We start from the raw sequence: 16,476 nt of genomic DNA, 5'->3' as shown, positions 1-16,476 counted from the left end.
CAGCGGCGTCCGGATTCGGGCGCCGTTTTTTGTTATGCGCAGAAGCTGGAGGGCGGAGCGTCAGCCGGTGCGCGCCAGGCGCAGCGGCGCTGAGACGGGCGACGAGGGCTCCGCTCCAATGTTCGGCTGATTCAGCAGCATGGCGCCGCGCTGCGTGGCAACGAAGACGGCCTCGGTACGGCTGCGCACTTCCAGCCGGCGATACAGCGCGTTGATATGTGCCTTCGTTGTCGCCTCGGAAATACTGAGCATGCGGCTGATCGTTTTGACCGGATGCCCGCGCGAGAGCAAGACGAGAATCTCATATTGACGCTGCGTCAGGCCGAGCAACGCACCATCGTCATTACCATTGGCCGAACCTGCCGCAATGGCTTCAGGCCGTGTCAGTACGATGGATGCCGGTACATAACGGCCGCCCGCGAGCACCAATTCCAATGCTGCTGCAATCAATTTGCCGGAATAGCTTTTCAGCAAATAGGCAGAGACATTCAATTGCATCAGCGTACGCACGTGCGCTGCGGAATCGGTTTCGCCCAGTACGGCGACATGTCGGGGATGCGGCTGTTGCAACAGCCGGGAGAGGGCCGGCAGATCGTCGATGCCCGGCAGGGGCAGGCCGATCAGGGCCAGTTCGGCGTCCGCATGCGCCGCGAGGTTTTCAAAGAGGGCTTCGTCCGGCTCGACGCTGACCACTTCGGTGATGGCCGGCAAGGATTGCAACACATGGGTCGCGCCGGCACGCACCAAAGGGTGTGCCTCCACTACGATTGATTTCACTGCGCCGCCTGTCTGGTTATGGTTTGTTTGCCCATTTCCGGAATCAGCGTGTTGCCCCGTCTATTTGGACCAGCCGGTCCAAAATCAATGTGGCCGTGCTTGTGGAAATGCTTCTGGCGTGCGGTCTCGGTATATTTCCCCGTTCAACCGGCGGTCACCACAATGCAGTGCCACCGGGCCGAAACCTTGCACGCCATTTCAGACGCAATTTCCTTCCGGTTTTTCTTGTTTATGTCGCCAGGCGCGGAGGATTAACCCCGCCAAAATCGCAGAATAAATCCCCAGCATGCATGTTGCACCCATCAATGGGATGTAAACCTTTTTGTTTACCCCGATCGGTGGTGTGCTAGACCCCTATAGATAGCAGGATCGGGCAGCAGCAGCTAGCCCCACTTCACGCCCATTGACGTGAGCGTAAAGCGGGGCTTTTGTACCCAAAAGACGTGTTGTGGTGGCTTATTGCGCGACGACCGAGAAGCGCGGCATCGACAGCGGCTGTTTGCCGTCGCGGCCGTACGGTGTGCCGCCGCCGTTGTTGGCGGCGTGCAGTACCGACAGCGCGTTCTGCGTGGCGCGCAGGCGCAGGTCGATCAGGGTGCCGTTGTCGATGTTGCGTTGGCGCAGCAGACGGGCCAGGGCCAGGTTCTCGTCGAACAGGCGGCTGGCGGTTTCGTCGGTGCGCAGGTATTTGACCAGCCCGTACGGATCGGCGCCGCCGTGCTGGGCCCACCAAAGGCGGCGTTCACGGTCGGCCTCGCCGAGCGCGGTGAGCTGTTTCTGCTTGGTCTGGGTGATGCGCTCGAGCTCGGCCATGTCGCCATCGCGCAACGCCTGCGCTTCGGCATCCAGGGTGTGGGTGGCTGCGCGCAGCAGTTCCTGCTCGTCGGCAAGGGTGCGGATCAGCAGTGTGTTGTCCATGGTGGCTACCTCAGGCTCAGGCTTGGAAGCTTGGGCAGCCGCCGGCCGGCACGCCGCCCCGCCGCGATCAGTCGAGGGTCGGAAACCCTCGGACCGGCAGCGTCAGAAAATACAGGGGACGGACGACGGGAACCCCGCGTCAGACCTTCTTGGAGCGCGTGGAGAGCAGCGATTGCGCGTCGGAAAGCGCCGCATCGGCGATCTTGCCGGCGTCCATCTTGAGCGTGCCGTTCTGGATGGCACTGCGGATCTGCTCGACGCGTGCGGCGTCGAAGTCGCCGCTGCCCACTTGGCGCGAGACTTGTTGGACCGACAGCGACGGTGCATCGCCGCTGTGGCGCGTGGTGCCCGAAGCCGTCGTAGCGGCCGGGGACGAGCCGGTCGCGCGCGTCGACCCGGACGCAGCGTCCTTGGTCGGCGCAACGGCCGGCGTGTTGTTCACGATATGGTTGATTTTCACGGGTGTCTCCGAAGAGCGCGTTCATCCTAACACCCATATCGGCCAACCCCGGCCCAAACTTTAGCGGCAGGTATCGATCACGCATCACAGTAGCAAAGTGATCTGCCGTTATCAATTTGGTCTTAAAACTGGATTGCCACGACGCCGGCGGACTGCGCAATGCCGGAGACGACATTGCCGTTGGCGGTGCGCACCTGGGCGACTTGGCCCACGGCCGCCTGGTTCATGGCCCGGCCGTCGCTGCTGACCTGGAAGCCGCCGCCCTCGGCGATGAGCTTGACGGTCTGGCCGGCTTGCACGGCGATCGGCAGGCGCAGGCTCTCGGCGCGCAGCGGCTGGTTGGCGGCCACGCTCGTGAGCAGTACACGCCCCACCACATCGGCCGGCTGCTGCACGACCGAGGCCGGCAGCATCGACAGATCCCCCGTGCGGGCTTCCAGATCGCCCATGTCGAGCGTCTTGCCCGGCGGCAACTGGTGTGAGGCGACGTAATACGTCCCCGTGATTTGGATCGTGGCCGGCACCCAGGCCGCCCATGCATGCGGCGAGCGGCAGCGCACGCCTACTTGTATACGGCCGCGCAGGCGGTTGGCCGCCGGCAGCATCAGGTCGATCTGGTCGCAGGGCTGGTTGGCCACGCGTGCATCAACGGGGCCGACTTCCACCGACGCGCGTGGCGCGCCCGTCTCATTCGTGCCGCCCAGGATGTCCAGTTGCGACTGCAGCTGTTGCTGGATCTGCATCTGGATGGCGTTGGGCCCCTGGATGGTGGTGGGCTGCGCGGGCTGTTGTACGGCCTGGGCCGGCGGATAGCCCACCCGCACCATGCCTTGTGCATGCGCCAGGATCGGGTGCACGACGCTGGCCAGCAGGCCCAACGCCAGCATCAGCAACAGCTTGCGCTGGCGCCCGGCCAGCGGCAGTGCCGTGGTGGCGGGTCGGATCGGGTGGTGCGCGCTGCGTGCAAACCGCGTGGACATGGAGAGCCCCTTCATCAAAAGTCCGGTGAAGTGTAGCCACGCGTGCGCGAACGCCAAATGCGGAAATGTCGGCCAATCCCCCCTTATTCCAACGAATGGTCTTGCACACCGGCCCCTAGACTTTGCAACGTGGTGAAGTCCCTGGCGTTGTGCGGTTCCTGGCCGTACAGCCTGCCCCGGTAAATGGTTTCCCGGCCGGATATCGGTTCGCAGACAGGCCTTTTCCACTGAGGTTGCATGACGGCAACTCAGCAAGACAAGCGGTTCAGCGGTTTTGGAGACGGCATCGGCGGTTTTGAAGGGGCCGCTGATGCCGAGTTCTCCAGCCGAGGGGAACGCGCAATACGCAAACGCAAGACAGAACGCAACCCCGGCGGGTGGCAGCAATCACCAGGACGCCACACGCAAGGAATGACAGACATGGTCGACAAGCTGGATCAGTTGTTCGGTTTTCAGGAGCAGGCGCTGCACTTGCGCTCGCAGCGCCACCAGATCCTGGCCTCGAACATCGCCAACGCCGATACGCCCAACTACAAGGCGCGCGACTTCGATTTTCAGTCGGCGCTGCAGAAGGCGGTCGGTCAGCAAGGCGGCAACAGCCTGCCGATGACGGCAACGGCTTCAGGCCACCTGACGGTGGATGGCGCGCCGGCCGGCGATGTATCGCTGATGCAGGCATCGCTGTCGCAGCAGACCAAGGCGCTGCAGGGCGAGATGCAGTACCGCACGTCGCAGCAGCCGTCCATCGACGGCAACACGGTGGACATGGATGGCGAGCGCATGCGCTTTGCCGACAACACCGTGCGTTACGAGGCCGATCTGAGCATCGTGACGCAGAAGATCAAGTCGATGCTGGCGGCCATTCAGAACAGCTAGCGCGCGATGTAGCACCAGCAGCAACAGCAGCAAGAGCAGCAGACAGGCATTAAGACGACCGCGCAGCAATCACGCGCGGCGAAAGAGGGGCGGGAACTGTGTGGCGCTCCGGGCCGGGAAAGATCGGTCCGGAGCAAGCCGCCATACAGAACACCGGATCGGTCCGGCAGCAGTGCCGGCAACAGTGTTTGAAGACATCGGAATCAACATGTCGCTATTCAAGGTGATGGATGTAGCTGGCAGCGCGCTCACCGCGCAGTCCAAGCGCATGAACGTGGTCGCCTCCAACCTGGCCAACGCCGAAAGCGTGACAGGCCCGGACGGCAAGGCGTATCGCGCCAAGCAGGTGGTGTTCTCGCCCGCGCAAGAGTCTGACGACTACGCCACCGGCGTGTCGGTCGACCGCGTGGTGGAAGACACCGTCACCCCCATGAAGCGCATGCACCAGCCGGGCAACCCGCTGGCCGATGCCGACGGCTACGTGACCATGCCGAACGTCGATGTGGTGGACGAAATGGTCAACATGATTTCTGCGTCGCGCTCGTACCAGGCCAACGTGGAAGTCGCCAACACCACCAAGACGATGGCCTCCAAGGCTCTAACCCTGGGCCAGTAAGCGGCACATTCCTAGCGAGACACGAACATGACCGTCAGCTCAACAACCAATACGACCAGCACCGCGGGCACGACCTCGGGCAACCAGCTGGCCATCACCACCGGCAACGACCTGCAGAACACCTTCATGCAACTGCTCGTGGCGCAGTTGAAGAACCAGGATCCGCTCAACCCGATGGACAACTCGCAGATGACCTCGCAGCTTGCGCAGATCAACACTGTGAACGGCATCCAACAGCTGAACACCACGATGTCGAGCATGCTGACGCAGAACGCGACCACGCAGGCGTCGTCGATGATCGGCCGCACGGTGCAGGTGCCGACCAACAACCTGACGCTGGCTTCGGGCGCCGCCAACTTTGGTGTCTCGGTGCCCAACGGCGCCGACGACGTTGTCGTCACGATCACGAACGCCGCCGGCGTTGCCGTGCGCACCGTCGACCTCGGCCAGATGGCGGCCGGCAGCGGCAACTACACCTGGAACGGCAAGGACGACAAGGGCAACCAGCTTGCCGACGGTGCCTACTCCATCAAGGTGACGGCCACGCAGGGCGGAAAGGTCGTTACGGGTAACGCGCTGGGCATCGACAAGGTGGCCGGCGTCACGATCAACAACGGCACGATGCAGCTGGTGTTGGCGTCTGGCGGAACCGCCAAGCTGTCCGACGTTGCATCGATTCAGTAATCACCGGTCAACTGCGGGCAGACCCCGCGCTTTTATCTTCCACGGGAGAACTTTATGGGATTCCAGCAAGGCCTGAGCGGTCTCGATGCCGCCGCTGCCAACCTCGACGTGATCGGCAGCAACGTGGCAAACGCCAACACTGTCGGCTACAAGAAATCGACCGCCGAATTTGGCGACGTGTACGCGCGTTCGCTGGTCGGTGCATCCGACAACCAGATCGGCCAGGGCGTGAGCGTGACCAAGGTGTCGCAGTCGTTCACGCAGGGCAATGTGACCAACACCGGCAACCCGCTGGACATCGCCATCAACGGCACGGGCTTCTACCGTATGGTGGATGCGTCCAGCGGCCAGGTGTCGTACACGCGTAATGGCCAGTTCCAGACCGACAAGAACGGTTTCATCATCTCGGCCACGGGCCAGAACCTGACCGGCTACGGCGTGGATTCCACCGGCAAGGTCAATACCGCGGTGCTGACCAACCTGAAGATTCCCGTCAACGACCTGGCGCCGCTGGCCACCACCAACACCGCGTTCGGTGTGAACCTGGATGCCGCGGCTACGGTGCCGACCACCACGCCGTTCTCGGCCACCAACTCGGCCACGTTCAACCACTCCGTTTCGGAGCAGGTGTATGACGGCACGGGCACGGCCCACATGCTGACCAACTACTACGTGCGCACCGCCGCTGGCTGGGACGTGTATTCGCAGGTGGACGGCAACAACCCGACGGGCGGTAACCCCGTGACGTCGCTCACGTTCAACAGCAGCGGCCAGCTCACCTCGTCGCCCAGCAAGGTCAACGTGGCCTTTGGCGGCATGAGCATCGCCACCATGGATTTCACGGGCACCACGCAGTACGGCGGCGGCTACAACGACACCGCCCCGGGCGTGACGCAAGACGGTTACGCCACCGGCCGCCTGGCCAGCTACGCGGTCGGTACCGATGGCACCGTCACCGCGCGCTACTCCAACGGCCGCACGGCAACGCTGGGCCAGATCGCCATGGCCAACTTCAAGGCACCGGAAGGCCTGCAGAACATCGGCGGCAACCAGTGGGTGGAAACGTCCAACTCGGGCGCCCCGAACCTGGGCACGCCGGGCATGGGGTCGTTCGGCCTGCTGCAGTCGTCGGCCGTGGAGCAATCCAACGTGGACCTGTCTGCCGAGCTGGTCAACATGATCATTGCCCAGCGCTCGTATCAAGCCAACGCGCAGACCATCAAGACGCAGGACACCATCCTGCAGACCCTGGTGACGATGTAATCGTCGTTGCCTGAAGCTGACTGACCGCACACCAAGGACACTCGCATGGACCGCTCGATCTACGTGTCGATGACTGGCGTAAAGCACCTGTTCGACCAACAGGCTGCCAGCGCCAACAACCTCGCCAACGCCAGCACCACCGGCTTCAAGGCGCAGATCGACGCGTTCCATACGGTGGGTGTGCAAGGCGATGGCTCGCCCACGCGCAGCTACGTGATGGCCTCGGCCATCGGGACGGACCTCGCGCCCGGCCCGATCGAGACCACCGGCCGCAGCCTGGACGTGGCCATCGACGGACAAGGCTTCTTTGCCGTGCAGACGCCGGAGGGCGGTGAGGCTTACACCCGCGCCGGCGCCTTCCAGCTCGGCCCCGACGGCACGATCCAGACGCTCTCCGGCCAGCCGGTGCTGGGCGACGGCGGCCCGATCACGCTGCCGCCCGACACCACGGTGCAGTTTGCCAAGGACGGTACGGTCAACGCGATCAGCGCCGACAGCCGTACGCCGCCGGTGTCGCTCGGCCGCCTGAAGCTGGTGAGTATCGACCCGTCGAACATCGACCGCGGCGCCGACGGTCTGTTCCGCCAGCGCGACGGCCAGGACGCCGACGTGGATGAGAAAGTCCGCATCACCGGTGGGGCGCTGGAGGGCAGCAACGTCAACCTGACCGACTCGTTGGTCAACATGATCGAAATCTCGCGCCAACTGGAAATGCAGATGAAGTCGCTGCACACGAGCGACACGAACGCCCAGTCGGCCAATGAACTGCTGCGCCACGCCTGAACGGCCGGCGCATTGAATTGAATCAACCAAGGACTCGAACATGATTCGCTCCCTGTGGATTTCCAAAACCGGGATGGACGCCCAGCAATCGCAGCTGGATGTCATCTCGAACAACCTGGCGAACGTCAACACGACGGGCTTCAAGCGCTCGCGCGCCGTGTTCGAAGACTTGTTGTATCAGAACGTGCGCGAGCCGGGTGCGCAGTCGTCGCAACAGACCACGCTGCCTTCGGGCATGCAGATCGGTACCGGTACGCGCATCGTCGCCACCGAGCGTCTGCACACGCAGGGCAACCTGCAGCAGACCGGCAACTCGACCGACGTGGCCATCAACGGCAACGGCTTCTTCCAGGTGCAGATGCCGGACGGCACGTTGGCCTACACGCGTGACGGCAGCTTCCAGATCAACGCGCAGGGTCAGCTGGTGACTTCCAGTGGCTACCCGGTCCAGCCGGCCGTGACGGTGCCGCAGAACGCCACCAGCCTGACGATCGGCAAGGACGGCGTTGTGACGGTCACCACGCCCGGCACGGTCAACAACACGCAGGTGGGCACGTTCCAGCTGGCCAACTTCATCAACCCGGCCGGCCTGCGCAGCATGGGCGAAAACCTGTACGCCGAAACCGAAGCGTCGGGCACGGCCAACCTGGCCAACCCGGGCTCGAACGGCGTGGGCGCGCTCAACCAGAACTACGTTGAAACGTCGAACGTGAACGTGGTGGAAGAAATGGTCAACATGATCCAGACGCAGCGCGCGTACGAGATCAACAGCAAGTCGGTCCAGACCTCGGACCAGATGCTGGAGAAGCTGTCGCAGCTCTAAGCTGGGCGGCGTTGTTTTTAAGGAAGTTTTGCGATGCATACCCCCCGGTTTTACTCGCTCACGCACAGCGGCCGCGCCGTGCGTATCGTTCGATTGGCCGTGCTCGGCACGGCCGCCTTGCTCGCTACGGCGTGCGGCATGCTGCCGCCGCCGGCCCCGATCGTGCAGGGTCCGACAACCGCGCGCCCGCCGATGCCGGTGATGGCGCCGCGTCAGAACGGGGCGATTTACCAGGAAGTGGCATCGGGCAGCGGTGGTTTTCGCGGCATGTTCGAAGACCGCCGCGCGCACATGGTGGGCGACACGATCACCATCGTGATCACCGAAAACACGGCCGCCAGCAAGCAGACGTCCGGCAGCGTCAACCGCACGGGCAGCATGAGCGCTTCCGTGCCGACGTTCGCCGGCATGAACCCGGGCGTGCTGTCGCTGCTGGGTGTGTCGGCCAGCGACGCCAACAAGTTCGACAGCAAGGGCGCCAACGGTGCGCAGAACAACTTCACGGCCACGATTACGGTGACGGTGGTGGAGGTGCTCGGTAACGGCAACCTGGTGGTGAGCGGCGAGAAGCAGATGGCCGTGGGCCAAGGCACCGAGTCGATCAAGTTCTCTGGCGTGGTCAACCCGACCACCGTCAACAATCAAAACACCGTGCTGTCCACCCAGGTGGCGGACGCACGCATGGAATATCGCGGCACGGGCTACGTGGCCGAAGCGCAGCAGATGGGCTGGCTGTCGCGGTTCTTCCTGACCGTGTCACCGTTCTGAGGGATCTGCCATGACTTTGCATCGAATCATCGGCGCGGCCCTGGTGGCACTGAGCGCAATTTCAGCGGTTGTTCCGACCACGGCACACGCAGACCGCATCAAGGATCTGACGACCGTTGCCGGCGTGCGCGACAACGCGCTGATCGGCTATGGCCTCGTCGTCGGCCTGGACGGCAGCGGCGACCAGACCACGCAGACGCCGTTCACGGTCCAGAGCTTCAACAACATGCTCACGCAGTTCGGCATCAACGTGCCGGCCGGCGCGAGCATCCAGCTCAAGAACACCGCCGCGGTGGTGGTAACGGCCACGCTGCCCGCCTTTGTGCGGCCGGGCCAGACCATCGACGTGACGGTGTCGTCCATCGGTAATGCCAAGAGCCTGCGCGGCGGCACGCTGTTGCTCACGCCGCTCAAGGGCGTGGACGGTCAGCTCTACGCATTGGCGCAGGGCAACGTGGTGATTGGCGGTGCAGGCGCATCGGCCAATGGCAGCAAGGTGCAGATCAACCAGCTCGGCGCCGGCCGTATCGCCAATGGTGCGACGGTGGAGCGTGCCGTGCAGGCTACGGTGGGCGAGGCCGGCAGCATCCAGCTCGATACCGGCACGACCGATTTCGGCACCGTGCAGAACATCGTCACCGCCATCAACAAGCAGTTCGGCACGGATACGGCGCAAGCCGCCGACGGCCGCACGATCAACGTGCGCGCGCCGGCCCTGGCGTCGGATCGCGTCGGCTTCCTGGCCAAGCTGCAGAACATTGACGTGACCCCGGCGCTTGCCGCGGCACGCGTGGTGGTCAACGCCCGCACGGGTTCGGTGGTGATGAACCAGCTCGTCAAGCTCGAGCCGTGCGCGGTGGCACACGGCAGCCTGTCGGTCACGATCAGCACAGACCCGGTCGTGAGCCAGCCGGCGCCGTTCTCGCAAGGGCAGACGGTCGCCGCAGCGCGCTCGAATATCGAGGTCAAGCAGCAAGGCGGCAGCCTCATCAACGTGAAGGGCGGCACCAACCTGGCGGACGTGGTCAAGGCCATCAACGCGATTGGCGCCAACCCGCAAGACCTGATCTCGATCCTGCAGGCGATGAAGGCGGCCAACGCGCTGCGCGCCGACCTGGAAATCATCTGACGCTGCGGAGGCCACGATGAACCAAACCGACCTCACCAGCCGCCTGGCGCTCGATTCCCGAGGGTTCGAGTCGCTCAAGCAAACGGCGCGTACGGACCCGACCGGCGCCGCCAAGACCGTCGCCAAGCAGTTCGACGCGATCTTCGTGAACATGATGCTCAAGCAGATGCGCGATGCATCGCCGCAGAACGGGCCGCTCGATTCGTCGTCGAGCAAGATGTACACGTCGATGCTCGACCAGCAGCTTTCGCAGACGATGGCCTCGCGCGGCGTGGGCGTGGCAGACCAGCTTCTGAAGCAGATGCTGCGTCAGGCCAACCATGTGAACCCGGATGCGGGTGGCAAGGTGAATACCGCGCTGTCCAACACGACGGCCACGAATACCGCGCTGCCGGGCGCTGCCGGTGCCACGAACGATGCCGCGAAGGCCATCGCCCGTTCGTCGCTCAACAGCATGGCCGCAGCCGTTGCGCCGGGCACGGAAGACGACGGCTCGGGCATCAGCACCGTGCCACGCCCGGGCCTGGAGGAGCGCGTGCAACGTGCACTGGCCGCCCTGCGCAAGCAGGCGGATGCCCAGGCGCAGACCCCGAGCGCGCCGCCCGAGGTCGACCTGTCGACGGTGGCATCGGAGCCGCGCGGCGAGCGCATGAGCAGCTTCTACAACAAGCTGATCGGCCATGCATCGCAGGCCGCGCAGGAAACCGGCATTCCGGCCAACTTCATGATCGGCCATGCCGCGCTGGAGTCCGGCTGGGGCCGCCGCGAGATCAAGGCAAAAGATGGCTCGAACACGCACAACCTGTTCGGCATCAAGGCCGGCAGCTCGTGGTCCGGCAAGACCGCCACGGTGACGACCACCGAATACATCGGCGGCGTCGCCCACAAGGTGCAGGAGAAATTCCGCGCCTACAGCTCGTACGCCGAGGCGTTCAAGGACTACGCCAACCTGCTGGCCAACAACCCGCGCTACAGCAATGTCGTGGCAGCCGGCAACGGCAACGACGCGGCATCGTTCGCCAAGGGTTTGCAGCGCGCGGGCTACGCCACCGATCCGAACTACGCCCACAAGATCATGGCGGTGCTCAAGCAGATCGTTTGAGTGACGTAAAAAGCATATTCTGACGACGACGGCCGGCTCAAGTTTGTTCTGAGTCGGCCGATGTTGTTTCTAGAGCTTATTTCGGCGGCTTCGTGCTGCCCGCACCGAGACAACTATGAGCAGCTCCCTTCTGAATATTGGCGCGTCCGGCCTGCGGGTTGCCGATATCAACCTGCAAGTGACCGGCAACAACATTGCCAACGCCAGCACGCCCGGCTATTCGCGCCAGGAAGCCGTACAGACGGAAAACATTCCGCTGTACGCCGGCGTGGGCTATCTCGGCCAGGGCGCCAACGTCACGACCGTCAAGCGTATCTACGACCAGTTCCTGACGGCGCAGGTGCAGAGCGGCCAGGCTTCGACCAGCGCGGCAGACCAGCTCAACAGCCTGGTGTCGGGCCTGAGCAAGTATCTGTCGGACAGCAACAGCGGTCTGAGCTCGTCGCTCACCAGCTTCTTCAACGCCGCCGATGGCCTGGCCTCCAAGCCGTCGGACACCACCGCGCGCCAGGTTTTCCTGAACGCTGCGGCGGGCCTGCAAAGCCGCTTCAATTCGATCGCGGGGCAGCTGAGTTCGCTCAACAACCAGGTCAACACGCAGGTGCAGACGCAGATCAGCTCGGTCAACGGCACCGCGCAGCAGATCGCCTCGTTGAACGACCAGATTTCCAAGGCGGAAGCGTCGACCGGCCAGCCGGCCAACGACCTGCGTGACCAGCGCGACCAGCTCGTCCAGACGCTCAATCAGTCGATCAAGGCGAGCGTGGTGCAGACCGGCGACGGCCAGTTCAACATCTATGTAGGCAACGGCCAGGCGCTGGTGCAAGGCAACCAGAGCTACCAGCTGACGGCAGTGCCGTCGCAGTACGACCCGACGCAACTGTCGGTCGGCTACAAGAGCCCGGGCGGCACGGTCAACATTGACGACAGCCAGCTCGGCGGCGGTGCGCTGGGCGGCCTGATGGACTTCCGCAACAACACGCTCATTCCGGCGCAGAACAGCCTGGGCCGCCTGGCCACGGCCGTGGCGGCCGACGTGAACGCGCAGAACAAGCTCGGCATGGATGCCAACGGCAAGATGGGCACGGACCTTTTCTCCGTGGCCAGCCCGAGCGTCGCGCCCAGCACGAACAACACCGGCACCGGCTCGCTGACAGCCAGCATCACCAACGCCAATGCGGGGCAGGGCTACGACTACCAGGTCAAGTACCAGGGCGGCGCCTACACCGTTTCGCACTATCCGGACGGCTCCGCCTCCGTGACGGTGACGAGCTGGCCGACCACGATCGACGGCGTCACGCTCAACCTGTCGGGCACGATGAACAGCGGTGACTCCTTCCTGGTGCGCCCGACCGCCAACGCGGCCGCCACCATGCAGACGCTCACCACCGACTACCACAACGTGGCCGCGGCCTCGCCCGTGGTGCTCAACCAGGGCAGCAACAACACGGGCAGCGCCACGGTGTCGTCGCTGGGCGTGGACAGCACGTATGCAGGCTCGCCGCTCACCTCGCCGATCAACCTGACGTACAGCTCGGCCGTCGGCGGCTCGCTGTCGGGGTTCCCGGGCAGCGTCACCGTGACGGTGGGCGGCACGTCGACCACGTACACGGGCGGCACGGCGCCGTACACGCAGGGCGCGACGTACGCCTTCAACGGCGTGCAGATGACGCTCTCGGGTTCGCCCGGCAACGGTGACACGTTCACCATTTCGGCCAACACCGCCAACAGCACCGACAACGGCAACGCCAGCGCGCTGGCCAAGCTGCGCAACAGCAATCTGCTGGACGGCGGCACGACCTCGATCGGCTCGGCGTGGAACAACCTCGTCACCCAGGTGGGTGTGCAGGCCAACCGCGCCAGCACCAACCTGACCTCGCAGAAGGCGCTGCTGGCCAGTTCCACGCAACAGCAGCAGTCGGTGTCGGGCGTGAACCTCGATGACGAGGCGATGAACCTGATGAAGTACCAGCAGGCCTACCAGGCCTCCGCCAAGGTGATGCAGACGGCCAATTCGCTGTTCGACAGCCTGCTGTCGATTGCCGGCTGATCGGGCGACTGAAGAAAACGCCCCGCCTGCCGATAACGTCCTAAAGCCCTTCGTCCGGACCGATCATGCGAGTCAGTAGCGCCCAATTCTTTGCCGCGTCTTCCGCTTCGATGCAGAACACGCAATCGAACCTGCTCACATTGCAGCAGCAGATTGCGAGCGGCATCGCGCTCAACAGCGCGGGCGACAACCCCAGCGCGTTTGGTCAGATGGCGCAACTGCAACAGACGCAGGACGCCAACGACCAATACCAAGCCAACCGCGACACCACAGACGCGCGCCTGACCAGCGTGTCTTCGGCCCTGACCAACCTCGTGACCACGCTGCAGCAGGGCAAGCAGACGTTGGTGGGCGCCAATACCTCGCTGATGACGGATTCGCAGCGCATTGGCGTGCTGGCGCAGGTCAAGCAGCAGTATCAGCAGCTGCTGTCGACCGCCAACCAGCGCGATGCTTCGGGCGTGGCCCTGTTTGGCGGCGCCAACGGCACGACCGATCCGTTCACCAGCGCCAGCGGTTCGGTGCAGTACGTCGGCAGCGGCCAGCCGCCGGTGGTGCAGGTTTCGCAGAACATTTCGATGCCGAATTCGGTGTCGGGCGATTCGGTGTTCGTGCGCATCCCCAACAAGGATCCGTCCAACCCGAACGCCAACCAGAGCATCTTCAAGACGTACGAGAACCTGATCACCGCGCTGTCGACCCCGATCAATGCGGCCACGCAGGCCACCGACGTCGCGAACCTGCAAAAGGCCGTGCAGACGGCGCAGGGCAATCTGGACAACGCCTATCAGGTCGCCCTGCAAGCGCAGGTGACGGTGGGCACGCAGCAGGCGCAGATCACCACGCTCAACAGCAGCGGCTCGAACTACGGCGAGCAGCTGAAGGAGCAGATCTCGAAGCTGCAATCGGTGGATTACACCAGCGCCATCTCGCAGTTCTCGCAGCAGCAGGTGTCGCTGCAGGCCGCGCAGAAGACGTTCACGGCCATGCAGGGCATGTCGCTGTTCCAGTACATCAATCCTTGATGCGGCGCGGGCCGGCGGTCGGAGGCGCGGCGTATCATGTCGGCTCACCTACCGTCAGGACTGGTCATGCCCATCCAGTATCTTCGCCGCCTGACCAGCCCGGAACGCTCGGAAGACGCCAACCGGCGCCTCGGTCAGTCACTGGCCTTTGTGGCGGGCGCCGCCAACGCGGGCGGATTCCTCGCCGTCAAGCAATACACCTCGCACATGTCCGGCATCGTCTCGGCGATCGCCGACGACCTCGTGCTGGGCGACGTAGTCCTTGTGTTGGCGGGTTTTGCTTCGCTGCTGGCGTTTCTGTGCGGCGCGGCGTGTACGGCGGTGCTCGTCAACTGGGGGCGCCGCCGCAGCACGCAGAGCGAATTCGCGCTGCCGCTCATGCTGGAGGCCGCGCTGCTGCTGCTCTTCGGCCTGATGGGCACAACGCTCGGGCAATACCGCGTCGTGTTCGTGCCGGCCACCGTGGCACTGCTGTGCTTCCTGATGGGGCTGCAGAACGCCATCATCACCAAGATCTCGAAGGCGGAAATCCGCACCACACGTGACCGGTCTGGCCACCGACATCGGCATCGAAATCGGCAAGGCGCTGTACTGGAACCATGGGCATCACAATCTGCCGGCCGTGGTCGCCAACCGGCCCAAGCTGCGTCTGCTGGCGTCCTTGCTCGGGATGTTCTTCGTGGGCGGCGTGGTCGGTGCGTTGGGCTTCCGGCACCTCGGCTACACGGCCACGATTCCGCTGGCGTCGATTCTGATGCTGCTGGCGGTGGTGCCGGTGGTGGATGATCTGCTGGCGCGACGTCGGTAGCGAACAGGCGCCCGTCAGCGCAGCAGCAGGCCGATCGCAATCGCGCAGCCCAGCACGATCAGCCACGGCACTGCCGTTCGGACGACCACGGTGCGCAGCCAGTCTGCGTCATTCGCGCGGCGCGCGGAGCGGATGAGCCCGCCCGCCAGCAAGACTTCGAACGCTGCTTCCGACAACAGCATGGGCCCTTGCGTGTAGAAGTACGTGAGCACGCCAAGCGATGCGGCCACCACCGCCACAACCACCGCAATCACGATCGCCAGCGGCAGGAATTCGTCGGCCGATGCCAGGCCTTCGGCCACGGTCTCCGCGCCGCCACCGCCACCGCTCGGCAGCGGAAGATCGAACGCCAGGTCCACCGCCGCATCGGCGGTGTCGGCGGCCCACTCGCTGTGCTCGCGCGGCACCTGGCGCTGTTGCGTAAATCCGGCGTAGGCGAGCCAAAGCTTGAAGGCGGCGAGCATGGCCAGCCAGGCGGCCACCGTTGCCACGCCATACCGCACCGGGGGCGCATCGAGCCCCGCCATGCGCAGCAGCTTGTTGCACGCCACACCCCACGCCAGCGACCACAGCACGATCAGGACGACATGCATGCGCAGCGCGAAGCGGCTCGCCAGTCGGCGCGTGAGGTGATGCTTGAGCGTGGGCGCAGCGCCCAGCAGGGCGGCCTTGCGCATCACACCATCCCGCCATTCACGCCGATCACCTGCCGCGTGACGTACGACGCCGCATCCGACATCAAAAAGCCGACCACCGCAGCCACTTCCGCAGGCTGTCCGACCCGCTGCATCGGTACGGCTTGCAGGGCTTGGTCTACGTGTTCCATGTGGGCGAGCATGTCCGTTTCGATCAGCCCGGGCGCCACACAGTTGACGGTGATCTTGCGCGACGCAAGCTCGACGGCCAACGCCTTGGTTGCACCGATCAGCCCGGCCTTGGCGGCGCTGTAGTTGACCTGCCCGCGATTGCCCATCACCCCGGAGACGGACGCGATGGTGACGATGCGCCCGCCTTTGCGCGCACGCACCATCGGCATGGTGAGCGGGTGGACGACGTTGTAGAAGCCATCGAGACCGGTCTCGAGGACGATGTCCCAGTCTTCGTCGGTCAGGGCAGGGAAGGCAGCGTCGCGGGTGACGCCTGCGCATAGGACGATGCCGTAGTAGGCGCCGTGGGCTTCCACGTCGGCGTCGAGCTGGGTGCGGCAGGCGGCGCGGTCGCGCACGTCGAACTGCAGCACGCGGGCGCTGCCGTTGTTTGCTTGGATGTCTGCGACGATGGCGTCGGCCTCGGCACGGCCGCTGCGGCAATGCACGGACACGTCAAACCCGTCGGCGGCGAGTTGGTAGGCGATGGCGCGGCCAATGCCGCGGCTGGCACCCGTCACAAGAACGCGGCGGCTCATGTGGTGAGA

17 protein-coding genes and 1 pseudogene are annotated in these 16,476 nt (G+C 64.5%); 12 read left to right on the top strand and 6 right to left on the bottom strand.

What is annotated here, in order from left to right; translation table 11 throughout:
• Positions 1-60 precede the first annotated feature (60 nt).
• The 4 genes from OWR21_RS04710 to flgA all read right to left on the bottom strand — a co-directional run bounded on the left by OWR21_RS04710 (position 61) and on the right by flgA (position 3,135).
• Positions 61-777: a LuxR C-terminal-related transcriptional regulator gene (locus OWR21_RS04710; protein ID WP_147213716.1), complete on the bottom strand. Its 717-nt coding sequence runs from the start codon at positions 775-777 to the stop codon at positions 61-63.
• Between the two features lie 456 nt (positions 778-1,233).
• Positions 1,234-1,695 (bottom strand): flagella synthesis protein FlgN, encoded by a 462-nt coding sequence (locus OWR21_RS04705; RefSeq protein ID WP_147213715.1) that lies wholly within the window; start codon positions 1,693-1,695, stop codon positions 1,234-1,236.
• Positions 1,696-1,834: 139 nt separating this feature from the next.
• On the bottom strand, positions 1,835-2,155 hold the full coding sequence (gene flgM / locus OWR21_RS04700; RefSeq protein WP_316874641.1) for a flagellar biosynthesis anti-sigma factor FlgM: 321 nt from the start codon (positions 2,153-2,155) through the stop codon (positions 1,835-1,837).
• Between the two features lie 122 nt (positions 2,156-2,277).
• Positions 2,278-3,135 carry a flagellar basal body P-ring formation chaperone FlgA gene (gene flgA / locus OWR21_RS04695; RefSeq protein ID WP_332394693.1) on the bottom strand — a complete coding sequence of 286 codons (858 nt, stop codon included), beginning with the start codon at positions 3,133-3,135 and terminating at the stop codon, positions 2,278-2,280.
• Between the two features lie 420 nt (positions 3,136-3,555).
• Between flgA and flgB the strand changes: the two genes are divergently transcribed.
• The 12 genes and pseudogenes from flgB to OWR21_RS04635 all read left to right on the top strand — a co-directional run bounded on the left by flgB (position 3,556) and on the right by OWR21_RS04635 (position 15,062).
• Positions 3,556-4,011, top strand: a complete 456-nt coding sequence (gene flgB / locus OWR21_RS04690; protein ID WP_316874639.1) for a flagellar basal body rod protein FlgB — start codon at positions 3,556-3,558, stop codon at positions 4,009-4,011.
• 208 nt (positions 4,012-4,219) lie between these two features.
• Positions 4,220-4,627, top strand: a complete 408-nt coding sequence (gene flgC, locus OWR21_RS04685; RefSeq protein WP_004631403.1) for a flagellar basal body rod protein FlgC — start codon at positions 4,220-4,222, stop codon at positions 4,625-4,627.
• 27 nt (positions 4,628-4,654) lie between these two features.
• Positions 4,655-5,311, top strand: coding sequence for a flagellar hook assembly protein FlgD (locus OWR21_RS04680; RefSeq protein ID WP_332394692.1), 657 nt, complete (start codon positions 4,655-4,657; stop codon positions 5,309-5,311).
• Between the two features lie 54 nt (positions 5,312-5,365).
• Positions 5,366-6,574, top strand: a complete 1,209-nt coding sequence (gene flgE / locus OWR21_RS04675; protein WP_147213711.1) for a flagellar hook protein FlgE — start codon at positions 5,366-5,368, stop codon at positions 6,572-6,574.
• A 45-nt stretch (positions 6,575-6,619) separates the two neighbouring features.
• Positions 6,620-7,357 (top strand): flagellar basal-body rod protein FlgF, encoded by a 738-nt coding sequence (flgF, locus tag OWR21_RS04670; protein WP_147213710.1) that lies wholly within the window; start codon positions 6,620-6,622, stop codon positions 7,355-7,357.
• A 40-nt stretch (positions 7,358-7,397) separates the two neighbouring features.
• Positions 7,398-8,180 carry a flagellar basal-body rod protein FlgG gene (gene flgG / locus OWR21_RS04665; RefSeq protein ID WP_009240010.1) on the top strand — a complete coding sequence of 261 codons (783 nt, stop codon included), beginning with the start codon at positions 7,398-7,400 and terminating at the stop codon, positions 8,178-8,180.
• A 33-nt stretch (positions 8,181-8,213) separates the two neighbouring features.
• Positions 8,214-8,948 (top strand): flagellar basal body L-ring protein FlgH, encoded by a 735-nt coding sequence (locus OWR21_RS04660; RefSeq protein WP_332394691.1) that lies wholly within the window; start codon positions 8,214-8,216, stop codon positions 8,946-8,948.
• 10 nt (positions 8,949-8,958) lie between these two features.
• Positions 8,959-10,077 (top strand): flagellar basal body P-ring protein FlgI, encoded by a 1,119-nt coding sequence (locus OWR21_RS04655; protein WP_147213708.1) that lies wholly within the window; start codon positions 8,959-8,961, stop codon positions 10,075-10,077.
• A gap of 16 nt (positions 10,078-10,093) precedes the next feature.
• Positions 10,094-11,179 (top strand): flagellar assembly peptidoglycan hydrolase FlgJ, encoded by a 1,086-nt coding sequence (gene flgJ, locus OWR21_RS04650; protein WP_147213707.1) that lies wholly within the window; start codon positions 10,094-10,096, stop codon positions 11,177-11,179.
• Positions 11,180-11,294: 115 nt separating this feature from the next.
• Complete coding sequence (gene flgK / locus OWR21_RS04645; RefSeq protein WP_147213706.1) at positions 11,295-13,229, top strand: flagellar hook-associated protein FlgK; 1,935 nt, start codon at positions 11,295-11,297, stop codon at positions 13,227-13,229.
• A gap of 65 nt (positions 13,230-13,294) precedes the next feature.
• Complete coding sequence (gene flgL / locus OWR21_RS04640; protein WP_316874636.1) at positions 13,295-14,254, top strand: flagellar hook-associated protein FlgL; 960 nt, start codon at positions 13,295-13,297, stop codon at positions 14,252-14,254.
• Between the two features lie 66 nt (positions 14,255-14,320).
• Positions 14,321-15,062: pseudogene (locus OWR21_RS04635) on the top strand (YoaK family protein).
• A gap of 14 nt (positions 15,063-15,076) precedes the next feature.
• On the opposite strand, the gene OWR21_RS04630 reads toward OWR21_RS04635, so the two are convergent.
• Together OWR21_RS04630 and OWR21_RS04625 are read right to left on the bottom strand one after the other, a co-directional pair.
• Positions 15,077-15,742, bottom strand: a complete 666-nt coding sequence (locus OWR21_RS04630) for a hypothetical protein (protein ID WP_332394690.1) — start codon at positions 15,740-15,742, stop codon at positions 15,077-15,079.
• Complete coding sequence (locus OWR21_RS04625) at positions 15,739-16,467, bottom strand: 3-ketoacyl-ACP reductase FabG2 (RefSeq protein ID WP_316901159.1); 729 nt, start codon at positions 16,465-16,467, stop codon at positions 15,739-15,741. Before OWR21_RS04625 ends, OWR21_RS04630 begins: the two co-directional genes overlap by 4 nt.
• Between the last annotated feature and the right edge of the window lie 9 nt (positions 16,468-16,476).

The organism is Ralstonia sp. 1B3 (assembly GCF_036631435.1).
The sequence above is the reverse complement of the archived record's forward strand: the minus strand, read 5'-3'. Positions and strand labels throughout refer to the sequence as shown.

Excerpts from the sequence above, each read along its gene's own strand:
- flgF (WP_147213710.1), top strand. The coding sequence starts at position 6,620 with ATGGACCGCTCGATCTACGTGTCGATGACTGGCGTAAAGCACCTGTTC.
- flgJ (WP_147213707.1), top strand. The coding sequence starts at position 10,094 with ATGAACCAAACCGACCTCACCAGCCGCCTGGCGCTCGATTCCCGAGGG.
- flgE (WP_147213711.1), top strand. The coding sequence starts at position 5,366 with ATGGGATTCCAGCAAGGCCTGAGCGGTCTCGATGCCGCCGCTGCCAAC.
- flgK (WP_147213706.1), top strand. The coding sequence starts at position 11,295 with ATGAGCAGCTCCCTTCTGAATATTGGCGCGTCCGGCCTGCGGGTTGCC.
- OWR21_RS04655 (WP_147213708.1), top strand. The coding sequence starts at position 8,959 with ATGACTTTGCATCGAATCATCGGCGCGGCCCTGGTGGCACTGAGCGCA.
- flgC (WP_004631403.1), top strand. The coding sequence starts at position 4,220 with ATGTCGCTATTCAAGGTGATGGATGTAGCTGGCAGCGCGCTCACCGCG.
- OWR21_RS04705 (WP_147213715.1), bottom strand. The coding sequence starts at position 1,695 with ATGGACAACACACTGCTGATCCGCACCCTTGCCGACGAGCAGGAACTG.
- flgB (WP_316874639.1), top strand. The coding sequence starts at position 3,556 with ATGGTCGACAAGCTGGATCAGTTGTTCGGTTTTCAGGAGCAGGCGCTG.
- flgA (WP_332394693.1), bottom strand. The coding sequence starts at position 3,135 with ATGTCCACGCGGTTTGCACGCAGCGCGCACCACCCGATCCGACCCGCC.
- OWR21_RS04680 (WP_332394692.1), top strand. The coding sequence starts at position 4,655 with ATGACCGTCAGCTCAACAACCAATACGACCAGCACCGCGGGCACGACC.
- flgG (WP_009240010.1), top strand. The coding sequence starts at position 7,398 with ATGATTCGCTCCCTGTGGATTTCCAAAACCGGGATGGACGCCCAGCAA.
- flgL (WP_316874636.1), top strand. The coding sequence starts at position 13,295 with ATGCGAGTCAGTAGCGCCCAATTCTTTGCCGCGTCTTCCGCTTCGATG.
- OWR21_RS04660 (WP_332394691.1), top strand. The coding sequence starts at position 8,214 with ATGCATACCCCCCGGTTTTACTCGCTCACGCACAGCGGCCGCGCCGTG.
- OWR21_RS04625 (WP_316901159.1), bottom strand. The coding sequence starts at position 16,467 with ATGAGCCGCCGCGTTCTTGTGACGGGTGCCAGCCGCGGCATTGGCCGC.